The sequence below is a fragment of the Dolomitihabitans soli genome, assembly GCF_022213955.1.
In the GTDB taxonomy this organism is placed as follows: Bacteria; Actinomycetota; Actinomycetes; order Streptosporangiales; family Streptosporangiaceae; genus Streptosporangium_A; species Streptosporangium_A soli.
In genome coordinates, this window is the sequence record NZ_JAKNTW010000023.1 from 140,242 (window position 1) to 153,350 (window position 13,109).

Consider the following 13,109-nt stretch of genomic DNA (forward strand, 5'->3'; position numbering starts at 1 on the left):
ACGAGTTCACCGGCAGGCTCGGCGGCCCACGGCGTCCGAGGAACGATCACGGTGTGTGGGCGGCGGTGATGTGACCGGCGCGCATGACGTTCATCAATCGATCGTGCCGGATCCTCGTCGCCCGGGTGAACGCCCGGAGTGCCGCCGAATCGAACTCCTCGCCGAGCCGGGATTCATGTTCGTAGTGGCCGGAGCCGTCCGATCCGCGCACCAGAAGGGCGCTGTCGGGACCGGCCAGCGGCCGCACCTCCGGATGGATGAAATCGATCGCGAAACACACCCGGTCCGTCGTACTCACGCTGGGACCGGAGCTGTGGATCGTCGTGGGGAGATGCAGCGAGCATTGACCTGCGGCCAGCGTCACGTCGACGGCGCTCTCGTCGTCCACGTCGAACTCGACCTCCTCGCCGCGTAGGAGAGCGGAAACCCCGGACCCCCGGAACCGGTGGGGCATGAGCCCGTCGTGGTGCGTCGCCGGGGCGTAGCGCATCGTGCCGTTGTCGCGATCGGTGTCGGTCAGCGCTATCCACATGCGCACGGTCCTGCCCTGGAAGCCCTCCCAGCCGAAGTACGGCGCGTCCTGGTGCCAGGCGAGCTCTCCCGGACTTCCCGCCTTCCTGAAGAACAGATTCGTCCCCCAGACGAGCAGGTCGGGTCCCAGCACGCTCTCCGCGACCGCCAGAACGCGGCTGTCGTGCACCAGCCGATCCGCCCAGGCGGCGACCAGATGGCTCTTCGGGTACATCCAGTGGTGGCCGAGGACCCCGCCGACCCTGTTGGCGATCTTCTCGTATCGGCGCACGTCGGTGAGGATCTCCGCGGCCTCATCACGACCCAGCAGCTCCACGGGGAAGCAGAACCCTTCCCCGTGGAGCCGCGAGAGCTCCTCGCGATGCGGCCCGGTCACGCGGCGCGCCCATCTCCCGGGGCGACCGTCCCGGCCATGGCCATGAAGGCCACCACCCTGGACATCAGCTCGGTCGCGTCGTCACGTTTGGTGTCCGGCGCGGAGGTGGCGAAGAACGCCTTGACGCGGCGGTGTTCCGCGTCGTCGATCTCCCCGGTGAGCAGCCGAAGCACCTGGGCGACCGTCCGCTCGGGAAAGTAGAGCCGCTTGGCCGTCCGCAGGAAGGACTCACCCGTGGCTTCCTCGAACGCGCCGGCCGACACTCCCGCCGCGATGGCGAACCTCATGTTGATCAGGGGCTCGGAGACCGCCTGGTAATCCTCGTCCGAATAGACCATGGCCACCTCGTCGTCGGCGTCGTTGCGCCCCGACTGGTACTCATCGAAGATCTTCCCGACACCCTCCATGCCGTACGGCGCGCACTCCACGGCCCGGAGCGCGCCCATGCTCGACGAGCCGAACACCTTGATCCCCAGATCGATGGCTTTCAGCACCTCCTTCGGGGAGATCGAGAGGCTCTGCATGAAGCGGCCGTCGATGATGCCGATCACGCTCGGTGGCTTGTCCCGAGCGAGAAGGGCGTCGATGTCGCCCCGCTGGATCGGGGGCAGGATCTCGATGTCCTGCCGATGCGTCACCAGCTCCGGGTTGAGACTGGGGCCGGCGAAAACCACGGCTGTCACAGGATGGCTCCTCACATCACGCTGGGATCTTGGACTCGCTTTTCTTCGCCGCCAGGTCTGTCAGCGCCCGGGTCCAGGCCTGCGCGCTTCGAGGCCCGAGCTTGCTGTAGTCGACCCCCCACGACTCAAGGTGCGGGACGACCACGCGAACCACGCTGACCGGAATTCCCGGCGGTGAGAGGTCCACCGCCACCACGCGATCGATGCCGCAGGCGCGGAGCCGGCTCACCATGAACCGGATGTCGGCCACGATGTCGTCGGTCTCGTGGGAGGGAACGGCGGAGACGGGCATGAGTTTGCCGACCGGCCGCCAGGCCCAGCTGCCCTTGTCGAGGGTCGACGACCGCCGCACGTGGTACTGGTTCTTCGGGACGTTCTCCCCGGGAAGGCTGATGTCCTCCCGCATCGCCTGGATGTCCACCGCCCTGCCCTGCGCGCACTCCGAGATGGCTCGCAGCAGCGCGACCTCCGCGTCGGGATGCGTGCCGAACCCGCCGTGCCCCTTCGAGACGGTCGGTCCCAGGTCCTCGGCGGTCGCCGCCATGAAACTGGGGATGCCGATGTCGGTGGTGATATTGATCACCCGCATCTCGATGCCGGCCGTACGGACCTGCTGGACGAGGGCCTGTGCGCGCGGCGGCAGGCTCTCCAGGTCGATGTGCGGGTGCAGACCTTTGAGCCGCTCCGAGACCGCGGCCGGCTGGCGTTCGACGTGCATGCCCTTCTCCAGCACCTGGGCCAGCTGGCTGCTCAGCAGTTCGGCGATGGTGATCGAGTCGCGTTCGATCACCTCGCAGAGCGCGTGGCAGATGGCCTCCTCCAGGCTGTTGCCCGACGCCAGGCCGTTGGTGGTGGAGATCTCGTAGGTGGGCGGCTCGTGCATCTTGATGTTGTAGACCGCGCAGTCCTGCGCCAGCAGGACCGGTTCCTCGTTGAGCAGGTCGTAGCCTTCCACCCAGGAGAGGGGCGCGTCGTCCCGGTAGTGGCGGGAGAGTTCGAGGTTGTAGTCCCGCGGATTGAGCACCGCCCGCCCCTGGGAAAGGAGCTCCTCATAGGAGGCGATGGCCGCCGGACGGACCGGCAGCCAGGCGGAGAACCGCTCGATCCCCTCCATGACCGCTGAGGTCATGGCATCGATCGGCCGGGCGCCTTTCCCGTTGTAGACCGATATCACGTCATGCGAGCGCGGAGAGATGGCGTTGTAGACCGGTATCCCGATGCGGTCCAGCCACGTGATGTCCGCCACGCGCGTGATGCCGGCCCGCCGAAGGTGCGGTCGCACGCGTTCCCAGGTGACTTCCGAACTCACTTCGCGGTGGGCGCCGGTTCCGTTGATCTTCGCGACATGGTGCCGAAGGTGCATGGTTCTCCTTCTGGATAGCGCTACACGCCGACAAGGCCGGATGCCGTCCGTCCCGCCGGTGCGTTCAGGTAGGGGTGGCGGATGTCGAGACCTTCCTCGAGGTACCTGTTCTTGATCGCCAGAAAACGATCGCGTGGCGTGTCGGCCCCTTCTTCGTAGGCGCGCACGAGTCCCTCGGCCACGAGCTGGCACCGATGCAGGCCGAAGCTCGTGCGCCCGCCCTCGATCTCAGGTTCCTGTGCGAAGGAGAAGCCGGGCGCCAGCCTGAGCGCGAAGCAGGGATGATCGTCCCTGAACCGGTCCGCCTGACCGCGGTGGATCTCCTCCAGCACGGCCCGATGACGTTCCCACGCCCCGGCGCTAATGTAGATCACAAAAGCGTCCCGGCGCTTGAACGCCTCCGGGTGGTTGACGACCTTGAGCTGGAACGGGACCTCCAGGTCGTTCAGCGCCGAAGTGATGGAACCCACCAGCTCGGGCGCCGCGCCGGAGTCGGCCAGGGTGAGATAGAGGCGGATGAGCCCGCCGTCCTCCCCGTCCGGCCCCCCGTGGTCACCGAAGATCGTGTACCAGCCCAGGAGGAGGTAGGGCCGGCCCGGAGGCAGGCGCAGTGCCACCGTCCCTCCCTCGACCGGCGGCCCGTACAGCTCCTCCGCCTGGGCTCGCAGGGTCAGGCCGTCCCTGGTGACGAGGTAGTGGTCGCCTTGTTTCTCGCGGATGGTCCAGCCGTGTCTCAGCTGTCCCCGGCCCACGCCGGCCGCCTCGATACGGCTCACCAGGTCGTAGTCCTCATGTCCTTGCAGGGACGCGGCGCGGCGGCCGCCGCGGAGGAAGAGTTCCGCGGCGAAGTAGTCACCGGCGTAGTAGGTGAGATAGAGCACGCGGTGCAGGTATCCCAGGACCGGGCGCGCCGGATCGACGTCCAGATCCCTCGGCGGCTCCAGGGTGCCGAGCTCCGGGTGCCGGAAGGTGGTGGAGTCCAGGATCTCGATCTCCTGGGCGATTCGCCAGAAGACGCCTTCGTAGCTGTTCATCCAACCCGCCTCTCTCTTCGAGGCCCGCCGAGGAGCAGCGCGGACACGACGTCAGGGTGCTGAACGAAACGCTTGCCGAAATGCAGGCAGAGGTGACCGATCCTGCCCAGCGCGCCGATCTGCTGGAGCCGGACGGTGCAATGGACCAGCAGCGCTATTCCGGCGTACTGCACCAGGCGCTCCATGTCCTCGTCGGACACGGCCCTGGCATCCGAGTAGGCGTTCAGGAGGTTACGCGAATTGGTTTGTACGGGCGCCAGCCAGTCGGCGGACCCGACGGTGAACCGGACCCGCCGCATTTCGCCGAGAAAGAGCTGGCCGACCAGGAAACCGACGTCGTAAACAGGGTCGCCGAATCCCGCCAGTTCCCAGTCGATGAGCCTCACCGGCAAGGCGTCGCCCTGCGGCTCGGCCGGGAAGAGAATATTGTCGCCGCCCAGATCGAAATGGATCAGACTGGTCGGAGCCCACCGGTCGTGGAGTTCTCGGAACCTCGGTTCCAGCCCCTGCATGGACCGCAGATATTCGTCGAAATCCAGACCGCAGCCGTTGGCGTACTCCCGCGTGCTCACGATCGTGTCCCGCGGCACCGGTGGCCCCAGCATCCGGTCGCCGTGTCTCTCCCGGATCCCCTCCACCGGGCTGCTGTGCAGGGACGCGAGGATTCGGGCCAGCGCCCGCAGGTGGGACTCCGGGACCAGCCTTTCGTTCGTCAGCAGATCGTGCAGGCTGAGACACGGTGGGATCGCGTCCACGACGACCACGCGCGTCTCCCGGTCCACCGCCAGGATGCGCGGGATGGCCGCCCTGACCTCAGCGGGGAGGCCCAGTTCGTCCAGCAGTCCGAGCATGGTGGTCTCGTAGTCGTTGTCGACGTCGATGTCCTCGTCCGGCCACTTGAGAAGGACGAAGGAATCGTCCGCCAGCCGCGCCAGGACCACGCGTCGCCGGGAGATGCATCGCGTGACGGAGGTCACCTCGTGAACACGATGCCCTACGGCACGCAGAATCCGGCCGACCGAGGCACGGGAAACCAGTTCCTCGTCTTCCGTGCGTGGCGAGGGGCGCATGCCCGGACGGGGGATCAGGAATCCCAGCGTCCGGGCACGCAGTAGATCTTCAGGCGAATGTTTCATCGGTTTTCAGCCGTCGCACTCGACTCAGCAGTGGGTCGCGGGCGTGACGAGAATTCCGGTGAAAGTGCCCTGAATGCTCTCGTCGGGAGAAATCCCGACCTTCTCCTCCAGGAACTGCTGCAACTCCTCGGCGCTGATCCCGGCGAGCTCGGAGAACGAGGTGTCGATCGATCCCAGGTCGATGTCCTGGAAATCGTCCTCCTTGACCCGGTCCATGAGTTCTGCGATGAGGGCTTCGTCGGCTAGCACTTCTGGCATTGAGATCCTCCTCTTTCGGTGTGCGACCTCGGAGCAAGATTAAGTTGAGCCGCCAGAGGCCACAACGAGCACTACGCCGAGCCAGTCGCATAAGCGACACATTGCGAAATGTGTCGCTTGATCGCTTCCTCGCTGCACATTTAGTCTGGCGACATGCTGAGGGCGGCAAGAGAGGCGAGATGCCATCAGGAATTGATCGGGACACAGGTTTTTCGCGAGTCGAAAGTCCCATGACCGTGGCCGACGAAAACGTGGTGCGGTCGATACGCGGCCCTTTCGTGCACAGGATCTGCATGCGAACGGCGCATGGATATCGATGGATCGAGCACGTCCAGCGATCCGGCGGGACCTACCTCGACGACGCCCGCATCGCCGCCCTCTTCCGCGTCATGCCGCAGGTCGGCGCCGCCGCGGTGCCGCCACGCGTCGAGAATCACGCGCTGGCGGTGTGGAACGCGGTGTCCACCCCGGCACTGTTGTGCGACCGGGTCTTCGACGCCGCGTTCATCGGGGAGGACGGTTGGTGGTACGGCGTGCTGAGCGGCCTGGCCCGTTTTCTGGGGACTCTGCACCGGCTTCCGGTGGACACCCTCGTGAACGTCCTGCCGGACCGGAGCGCCGGGAGCGCCTGGCTCGCGTCGGACGACGAAGCCTCGGCCGGCGTACGGCAGGCCAGGGACAGGTTGCCGTCGCACCTGACGCCCTTGATGGCGGAGGAGGCGCGGCGCCCCGGACCACCGCCGCGAGACGTCACCATCGTCCATGGCAGGTTCTCCACCGGAATATGCGCCCTCACCGCACCGGTGGCCGTTCTCGGCTGGCGGGAGGCCGGCATCGGCGACCCGCTGGGGGACGTCGCGTATCTCATCGGCGAGGTCCTCGAGGCCGCCGCCCTGACCGGGGTCACGCCACAGGTGCTCCACATCCGCATCGAGACGTTCCTCACCCAGTACCAGGCCTCGCTGGGCCGCTCGCTCGACCCGGCCGAGTGCGGACGGCTGAGCGCGCTCGCGGCGGGGCGAGTGTTCGACCACTACGCCCAGGCGACGTGGGCTCTCGGGCCGGACGACGCCTTGCGTGACGTGCTGCCGGAGGTGGAGAAGCAGTGGCTGATCCTTCGCGAAGTGACGGGTTCATGACCTCTCCTCCAGAGCCGGGGCGGTTGAGACTCCTGCTCGGCGTCTGCGGATCGGTCTCGTCCTTGACCGTCCCCCACCTGCTGCCCTGGCTCAGCCTGAAGCTGGGCGTGACCGACGTCCGCGTGGTGTTGACCCCGATGGCCCGGCGGTTCGTCACCCCGGAGTCGCTGAGAGCGGTCGCGGCCTGTGAGACGTTCTCCGGCTGGGACGACCTGCCTCCCGGCCGGGATTCGCACGTGACGATGGCCAACTGGGCCGAGGTCATCGCCGTACTCCCCGCAACGGCCAACTTCCTCGGAAAGGTCGCCAACGGCATCGCCGACGACCTGCTGACCTCGATCCTCCTGGCGGCCGCCTGCCCGGTCGTGCTCGTCCCGGCCACCAGCAAGGTCATGTGGGAGAAGCCCGCCGTCAGGAGGAATGTCGCCCGGCTCCGTGACGACGGCTACCAGGTGGTGGAACCCGGCGAAGGCGTCGCCTTCGCCACCGGTGAGGCGGAACCCGGATCCCTCGGGGACTTCCGGCGGCCACTGGTCATGGCGGTCGCGCAGGCGCTGGCCAACCGCGACAGAACATCACCCGAGCAAGGAGCTGACTCATGTTGAAGGCCGATACCGCACTGCGGCGTGTCCCCGAACTCATCATGGAGCTGGAGAGCGCCAACCTGGTCCGGATCCATCACGATCGGCGCGTGTGGGAGTTCGACCAGCACGCGCTCGCGCTGCTCGACGTCTTCTACACCCCCACCTCGGTCGCCGAGTGCATGCGCCGCCTCGGGCCCCGGCTCAAGGGCCGGCGCGCGATGGAGGAGGTGCTCACGACACTGAGCATGCTGGTGAGCGCGGGCATCCTCACCGAGGAACCGCAGACGGGCTTCGCCGACCTGATGTTCCCGACCGGCGGTTACGGGCTGGCCCATCTGAACATCCGCATCCTGGAGGACCCGATCAGGAAGGCCACCTTCATCCGGGCGATCAACGAGGTGGTGACTCCTGACGACGTCGTGCTCGACCTCGGCACCGGCTCCGGAATCCTGGCCATCGCCGCGGCCAAGGCCGGCGCCAGGCACGTCTACGCGGTGGAGCCGGCCAGAAGCGGTGACATCGCCGCGGAGGTGGCCAAGGTCAACGGTGTGGCGGACCGCATCACTTTCATCAAGGGCTGGTCCAGCACCACCGAACTCCCCGAACCGGCCACGGTCCTGACGACCGACATCGTCGGCAACGACGCGCTGGACATGGTCATCTGGGAGTCGGTCCAGGACGCCAGGAAGCGGCTGCTCACTCCGGACGCACGGCTCATCCCGTCGTCCTTCCAGACCTACCTCTACCTCGTGGACATGCCCGAGCGGACCGTGGGCCAGCAGCGCATCATCGCCCCGCAGATCAAGCGGTGGCAGAGCCGCTACGGCATCGACTTCTCGCCCATGCTGGACGCCGACCGGGGGCGGGTCGCCGGATTCTACGAGAGGCCGGAGGTCGTACGGCAATGGCGGCGGATGTCGGAGCCGCGAACGCTGAGCAGGATCGACCTCCGGGAGGACGCCCGGGTCTTCGAAGGCGAGACCACCCTCACCGCCTCCCGGGGCGGAACCGTGTCAGGAGCCGTGCTCTTCTTCGACGCGCAGATGTCTCCCGGCGTGTCGATGTCGACCGCTCCCTGGGACGGCGACGAGGCGAGCCACTGGTTCACCGCCTGCTGGGCCCTCGACTCCGAGATCGAACTCGTTCCCGGCGACGAGGTCCGCCTTCGTTACCGCTATGAAGGGGACGGGCGCGCGAGCCTGGCGCTGGCGGATGACTAGCGGCGCACCGCTCGCCGTACCGGGTGGGCTCGGTGGTCAGGGGAGGATGGCGTCCACGTAGCCGCCGTCGACGCGGACGGCGCCGCCGGTGGTGGCCGAGGCCTGCGCCGAGCTGAGGTAGACGACCATGTTGGCGATCTCCTCGGGTTCGATGAGGCGTTGCAGCAGCGACTGGGGCCGGTGCTCGCGCATGAACGCCCGTTGCGCCTCCTTCCACGGCAGGCTCGGGTCCACCAGCTCGTACACGAAGTCCTCGACGCCGCCGGTGTGGGTGGGGCCGGCGATCACCGAGTTGACGGTCACGCCGGTGCCGGCCGCCTGCTTCGCGAACCCACGGGAGACGCCGAGCAGCGCCGTCTTCGACACGCCGTAATGGATCATTTCCACGGGGGTGACGATGGCGGAGTCGCTGGCGATGTACTGCACGCGTCCCCAGGCGCGGCCGATCATGCCGGGCAGGTAGGCGCGGGTGAGCCGGACGGCGGTCAGGACGTTCACCTCGAAGTAGCGGCGCCACTCGTCGTCGGTGATCTCCAGGGCCGGTTTGGCGCCGAAGACGCCGAGGTTGTTGATCAGGATGTCGGCCTCGGGCAGGACGTCCAGGGTGCGGGCCGTGCCGTCCTCGGTGGCGAGGTCGGCGGCGACGGGGACGACCTGCGCGCCCGGCACCTCGGCGCGCAGCCGGTCGACGGCCTTCCCGACGGTCTCCCGGGAACGGCCGTTGACCGCCACGCGGGCGCCGGACCGGGCCAGGCCGGTGGCGATGGCCGCGCCGATGCCCTGCGTGGAACCCGTGACGAGCGCTGTCCGGCCAGTGAGATCGATGTTCATGCGACCAGTCCTTCCCCGCCTGACCAGGTCGTATCCGGCGGGGAACCGGCCGGGGTGTCTAGGGCTTCCAGCGGAACAGGCGGGCGCCCCTGGCGTAGTAGAGGTTGCCGTCGCCGCCCTTGGTCAGGTAGGCGACGCCGTCCGAGGTGAGCTTGACGGCCTTCCAGGCACGGCGGTCGACGCGCCAGAGGGAGCCGGCCATGGTCGCGTAGAGGTGACGGTCGCCGCTGAGCACCAGGGCGCGGTCGTGACCGTACATCGAGGACTCGCGGGGGAACAGCCGCTGCTGCTTGGTGACGTGTCCCTTGCGCGGGTCGAAGGTGAACAGCGTGCCGTCGGCGAGGCCCCAGATGACGCCCTTCGCGTCGACCGTGAGGGCGTTGACCGTCGCCGCGCCCGGCACGGGGACGACGGACGAGACGGTTCGCCGGGTGGCGGGGTCGAAGACGAAGAGTTCGGCCTCCTTGGCGGTGGGGTCGATGCCGTAGCCGCCGTTGATCGAGGTGCCGCCGTAGAGGAGGCCGCGGTGCTGGGCGAGCGAGACCACGCTCTGCGCGGGGACGACGTCACGGTGCACGTCCACCTCGCCGGTCGCCGGGTTCCACAGGGTCAGCGCCCCGCCCAGCCTGCCGGACTTCGGCACGCTGCCGACCGCGATCAGGTCGCCGGTCTGCGCGAACGCCTGCGGCCTGTCCTGCTCGTGGCCGATCGCGACCGGGGCCTTGGGATTGGTGCCGTAGGCCCAGGGCTTGTCGAGGTCGTAGTCGAGGAGGAGGCCGTCGGGGTAGCGGCCGTAGACCAGGTGCCTGCCGTACGAGCCGAAGCCCTCGATCTGGCCGGCGGCGGCCAGCAGGGTGGTGGCGCCGGTGGCGGGGTCGAGGCGGGCCATGCCGGGTGGGGAGAGGAAGCCGCCGACGTGGATCGCGCCGTCGGGGGCGGCGCCGATCGCCTGGATGAGGTTGGGGGCGCCCTCCAGCTTGTCCTCACCGAGGTAGGCGGTCTTGCGGGTCTCCGGGTTCCAGACGTAGACGCGGCCGTAGTAGTAGGTCATGGCCAGTGACTTGCCGGGGAAGTCGGGGTTGTCCATCTCGATCCACGCCCACGACCCGGGGAACCCGTTCGGGCCCCAGCCCGTCTTGGTCCAGGTGTGCGTGTCGAGGTCGTAGCGGACGATCCCCTCGGCGGCGATCCTGAAGTAGACGTTGTGCCCCGAGGGGTCGAGGGGGGAGATCGCGCGGCCGGAGATGCCCTTGACGATGTTGTCGAAGGTCTTCTCGACGGTGTCGTAGACCAGCAGGTCGTTGGAGGGCTGGACGCGCAGCAGCAGGTGGTCGCGGGCCCGGGTCATGTCGTAGACGACCTCGTGCGTGCCGTACTCGGCGGGGAGCGGGATCTGCTCGATCGTGCCGGTCGCGCGGTCGAATCGGGCGAGCCGGGCTCTGGGCTGGGTCCCGACGTAGACGTGCCGGTCGTCGACGGCGAGTGTGCGGGCGTACGTCTCGCCGGGCACGACCTGGCCGTGGTCGGTGAAGGCGCCCGTGCGCGGGTCGTGTGAGAAGAGCTTGCCGCCGGGGTAGGTGCCGCCGTAGATCACGCCGTCGGGGGCGGCGGCGAGCCGCCAGATGCCCTCACCGGGGTACGGCACGCCGAGCGAGGTGACGGCCGTGTCGCCGGGCTTCCAGCGGTAGAGCTGTCCCTCGGTCATGCCGAAGTAGACCGTGCCGTCGGCCGTGGAGAACGTGCTGGCCCAGCTGTTCACGCCGGCGGGCAGCCGTTCCTTGAAGACCACTTCCCCCGTGCGGATGTCGGTGACCTGGAACATGCCGGGAATCTCAGGATTTCCGGCGGTCACCCAGTACGCCTGGGGACGTCCGTCGGCGTCGACCCCCTGTGACTGGTCCTGGGACAGGATCCTGGCGGCGATCGGGTAGCCGAGATCCTCCTCGGCGGCGGCGGACGCGACTCCCGGTACGGAGACGAGCGCCATGACGAACACCACGAGCAGGGCGAGCATCCTCACATGATCCTCCTGGCCAAATATCGGTCTGGACCGAAATCAAGGCGGACATTTCGGCCTTGACCGTTATAGGCTCTATGGTGGCGGTCCCTCAGGCAACGGCCGACATCGAATCGTGACGATCAGGAGGGCGTGCATGCGCCTGCTACTCATCGGCGGCGGCGGCACCGTGGGCGGCCAGGTGATCCCCCACCTGCTCGTACGGCATGACCTCCACGTGCTCGACCCGTCCCCGCCCGCTCACCCCGGCGTGACGCACCATCGCGCGGGCGTGACCGATCCCGGAGCCCTCGACGCCCTCGCCGGGATGGACGCGGTCGTCCACCTCGCCTCGGTGGTCCCGCGCGGGCCGGAGGTGGCGGACAGCGCCAGGGTGACCGCCGCCTTCGGGGTGAACGTCGGATCCGTCTACGCCACCCTCGTCGCCGCCCGCCGCCACCACGTGCCCCGGTTCGTCCACGTGAGCACCATGTCGGTCTTCAGCGAGTACGGCAGGCGTCCGGTCGACGTCTCCCTGCCGCCCGACTCCACCGAACCCTACGGCCTGTCGAAGCGGATGGCCGAGGAGGTCTGCCGGACCACGGCCGGCGACCTCACGGGCGTGTCCCTCCGGCTGGCCCACCCCACACCCGACGACGACTGGCCGCTGTGGCGCCCGCCCGCCGTCCGGCCTCCCGGCCAGGACGAAGCCGTCCCGCCTCCCGGCCCGTCGCGCGGTCCGGATGGGGGCGTTCCGCTCGTCGCCCGGCCGCCGGTGCGGCTTCGGTTCGACGACGGCACACCCGTCGTCGCGCTGGCCGGGAGTGACACCGCCGCCGCGATCGAGGCCGCGCTCCGGTACGGCGGGCCGTACCGTGCCTTCGCCGTGACCGGCGACCCGCGTACCGTCACCGGTGACGACACGCCGGCCGTGCTGGGCTGGGCGCCGACCGGTCGGAGCGTCTGATGGCCCTGTTCGACCTGCCGCTCGACCGGCTGCGGACCTTCGCGCCCGAGCGCGAGGAACCGGCCGGGTTCGACGACTTCTGGCGGATGACGCTGGAGGAGGCCCGGCGCCACGATCTGGACCCGGTGCTCACCCCGCAGGACACCGCGCTGGACCTGTTCGAGGTGTCGGAGATCCGGTTCTCCGGCTTCGGCGGGCACCGGATCGGCGGCTGGTTCATCGCGCCCCGCGAGCGGCGAGGGCCGGTGCCGTGCGTCGTCCGCTATCTGGGGTACTCGGTGGGACGCGGGTTCCCGCACCAGTGGCTCGCCCATCCCGCCGGCGGGCTCGCCACCCTGGTGATGGACACCCGGGGGCAGGGCGGCGGCTCGGGGGCGCCCGGCTTCACCGCCGATCCCGTCGGCGGCACCCAGCCGGAGGTGGCCGGGTTCCTCACCCGTGGGCTGGCCGCTCCCGAAAGCTACTACTACCGGCGGGTCTACACCGACGCGGTGCGCGCGGTGGAGGCCGCGGCGGCGCTCCCCGCCGTCGATCCCGGGCGGATCGCGGTCTCGGGTGGCAGCCAGGGGGGCGGCGTCGGGCTCGCCGTGGCCGGACTCCTGCCGTCCGCGCTGCGCGCGGTGGTCCTCGACGTCCCCTCCCTGGCCCTGTTCCGGCGGGCCACCGAGATCAGCAACGCCGGGTCGCGCTCGGAGATCGCGGAGTACCTGCGCACGCACCGAGGGCTGATCGAGGAGGTCTTCGGTGTGCTCTCCTACTTCGACGGGGTCAACTTCGCGGCCCGCGCGACGGTGCCCGCCTGGTTCTCCGCCGCGCTGATGGACCAGGTGTGCCCGCCGTCGACGATCTTCGCGGCGTACAACCACTACGCGGGGGAGAAGCACATGCGGGTCTGGCCGTACAACGGGCACGAGGGCGGCGGCGGCGAGCAGGAGGCCGCGAACCTGGCCCTGCTCAAACGCCTCCTCTGACCCCTGCCCCGCCAGCCGGT

At 68.9% G+C, this 13,109-nt stretch carries 13 protein-coding genes; 5 read left to right on the top strand and 8 right to left on the bottom strand.

The features are described from left to right. Positions 1 to 46: 46 nt before the first annotated feature. The 6 genes from MBA17_RS34765 to tvaA all read right to left on the bottom strand — a co-directional run bounded on the left by MBA17_RS34765 (position 47) and on the right by tvaA (position 5,381). Positions 47 to 907, bottom strand: coding sequence for a phytanoyl-CoA dioxygenase family protein (locus tag MBA17_RS34765; protein ID WP_238501636.1), 861 nt, complete (start codon positions 905 to 907; stop codon positions 47 to 49). Further along, on the bottom strand, positions 904 to 1,590 hold the full coding sequence (locus MBA17_RS34770; protein ID WP_238501637.1) for a TfuA-like protein: 687 nt from the start codon (positions 1,588 to 1,590) through the stop codon (positions 904 to 906). The genes MBA17_RS34765 and MBA17_RS34770 overlap by 4 nt, the downstream gene beginning before the upstream one ends. A gap of 16 nt (positions 1,591 to 1,606) precedes the next feature. Further along, positions 1,607 to 2,953 carry a YcaO-like family protein gene (locus tag MBA17_RS34775; protein WP_274386405.1) on the bottom strand — a complete coding sequence of 449 codons (1,347 nt, stop codon included), beginning with the start codon at positions 2,951 to 2,953 and terminating at the stop codon, positions 1,607 to 1,609. Positions 2,954 to 2,973: 20 nt separating this feature from the next. Beyond that, complete coding sequence (locus tag MBA17_RS34780) at positions 2,974 to 3,987, bottom strand: T3SS effector HopA1 family protein (protein ID WP_238501639.1); 1,014 nt, start codon at positions 3,985 to 3,987, stop codon at positions 2,974 to 2,976. Next, positions 3,984 to 4,964, bottom strand: a complete 981-nt coding sequence (locus MBA17_RS34785) for an aminoglycoside phosphotransferase family protein (RefSeq protein WP_238501640.1) — start codon at positions 4,962 to 4,964, stop codon at positions 3,984 to 3,986. The genes MBA17_RS34780 and MBA17_RS34785 overlap by 4 nt, the downstream gene beginning before the upstream one ends. A gap of 183 nt (positions 4,965 to 5,147) precedes the next feature. Then, positions 5,148 to 5,381, bottom strand: a complete 234-nt coding sequence (tvaA, locus tag MBA17_RS34790) for a thioviridamide family RiPP peptide (RefSeq protein ID WP_238501641.1) — start codon at positions 5,379 to 5,381, stop codon at positions 5,148 to 5,150. Between the two features lie 293 nt (positions 5,382 to 5,674). On the opposite strand from tvaA, the gene MBA17_RS34795 reads away from it, so the two are divergent. Genes MBA17_RS34795 through MBA17_RS34805 form a run of 3 tightly spaced genes read left to right on the top strand, consistent with a single transcriptional unit; the run spans position 5,675 to position 8,324 of the window. After that, on the top strand, positions 5,675 to 6,520 hold the full coding sequence (locus MBA17_RS34795) for a protein kinase family protein (RefSeq protein ID WP_238501642.1): 846 nt from the start codon (positions 5,675 to 5,677) through the stop codon (positions 6,518 to 6,520). Next, a complete protein-coding gene (locus MBA17_RS34800) occupies positions 6,517 to 7,125 on the top strand; it encodes a flavoprotein (RefSeq protein WP_238501643.1) in 609 nt (202 codons plus the stop codon). The genes MBA17_RS34795 and MBA17_RS34800 overlap by 4 nt, the downstream gene beginning before the upstream one ends. Then, positions 7,119 to 8,324, top strand: coding sequence for a 50S ribosomal protein L11 methyltransferase (locus MBA17_RS34805; protein WP_238501644.1), 1,206 nt, complete (start codon positions 7,119 to 7,121; stop codon positions 8,322 to 8,324). The genes MBA17_RS34800 and MBA17_RS34805 overlap by 7 nt, the downstream gene beginning before the upstream one ends. Positions 8,325 to 8,360: 36 nt before the next feature. Here the strand turns inward: MBA17_RS34805 and MBA17_RS34810 are convergent, their stop codons facing one another. Both MBA17_RS34810 and MBA17_RS34815 read right to left on the bottom strand, forming a co-directional pair. Further along, the gene (locus MBA17_RS34810; RefSeq protein WP_238501645.1) at positions 8,361 to 9,155 is read right to left on the bottom strand and encodes an SDR family NAD(P)-dependent oxidoreductase; all 795 of its coding nucleotides are present in this window, start codon (positions 9,153 to 9,155) and stop codon (positions 8,361 to 8,363) included. 58 nt (positions 9,156 to 9,213) lie between these two features. Further along, positions 9,214 to 11,175 (bottom strand): NHL repeat-containing protein, encoded by a 1,962-nt coding sequence (locus MBA17_RS34815; protein ID WP_238501646.1) that lies wholly within the window; start codon positions 11,173 to 11,175, stop codon positions 9,214 to 9,216. A gap of 133 nt (positions 11,176 to 11,308) precedes the next feature. Here MBA17_RS34815 and MBA17_RS34820 point away from each other — a divergent pair, with 133 nt between their 5' ends. Both MBA17_RS34820 and MBA17_RS34825 read left to right on the top strand, forming a co-directional pair. After that, positions 11,309 to 12,118, top strand: a complete 810-nt coding sequence (locus MBA17_RS34820) for an NAD-dependent epimerase/dehydratase family protein (RefSeq protein WP_238501648.1) — start codon at positions 11,309 to 11,311, stop codon at positions 12,116 to 12,118. After that, complete coding sequence (locus MBA17_RS34825) at positions 12,118 to 13,089, top strand: acetylxylan esterase (protein ID WP_238501650.1); 972 nt, start codon at positions 12,118 to 12,120, stop codon at positions 13,087 to 13,089. Before MBA17_RS34820 ends, MBA17_RS34825 begins: the two co-directional genes overlap by 1 nt. Positions 13,090 to 13,109 lie beyond the last annotated feature (20 nt).

Excerpts from the sequence above, each read along its gene's own strand:
- MBA17_RS34775 (WP_274386405.1), bottom strand. The coding sequence starts at position 2,953 with ATGCACCTTCGGCACCATGTCGCGAAGATCAACGGAACCGGCGCCCAC.
- MBA17_RS34780 (WP_238501639.1), bottom strand. The coding sequence starts at position 3,987 with ATGAACAGCTACGAAGGCGTCTTCTGGCGAATCGCCCAGGAGATCGAG.
- tvaA (WP_238501641.1), bottom strand. The coding sequence starts at position 5,381 with ATGCCAGAAGTGCTAGCCGACGAAGCCCTCATCGCAGAACTCATGGAC.
- MBA17_RS34795 (WP_238501642.1), top strand. The coding sequence starts at position 5,675 with ATGCGAACGGCGCATGGATATCGATGGATCGAGCACGTCCAGCGATCC.
- MBA17_RS34800 (WP_238501643.1), top strand. The coding sequence starts at position 6,517 with ATGACCTCTCCTCCAGAGCCGGGGCGGTTGAGACTCCTGCTCGGCGTC.
- MBA17_RS34805 (WP_238501644.1), top strand. The coding sequence starts at position 7,119 with ATGTTGAAGGCCGATACCGCACTGCGGCGTGTCCCCGAACTCATCATG.
- MBA17_RS34810 (WP_238501645.1), bottom strand. The coding sequence starts at position 9,155 with ATGAACATCGATCTCACTGGCCGGACAGCGCTCGTCACGGGTTCCACG.
- MBA17_RS34820 (WP_238501648.1), top strand. The coding sequence starts at position 11,309 with ATGCGCCTGCTACTCATCGGCGGCGGCGGCACCGTGGGCGGCCAGGTG.
- MBA17_RS34825 (WP_238501650.1), top strand. The coding sequence starts at position 12,118 with ATGGCCCTGTTCGACCTGCCGCTCGACCGGCTGCGGACCTTCGCGCCC.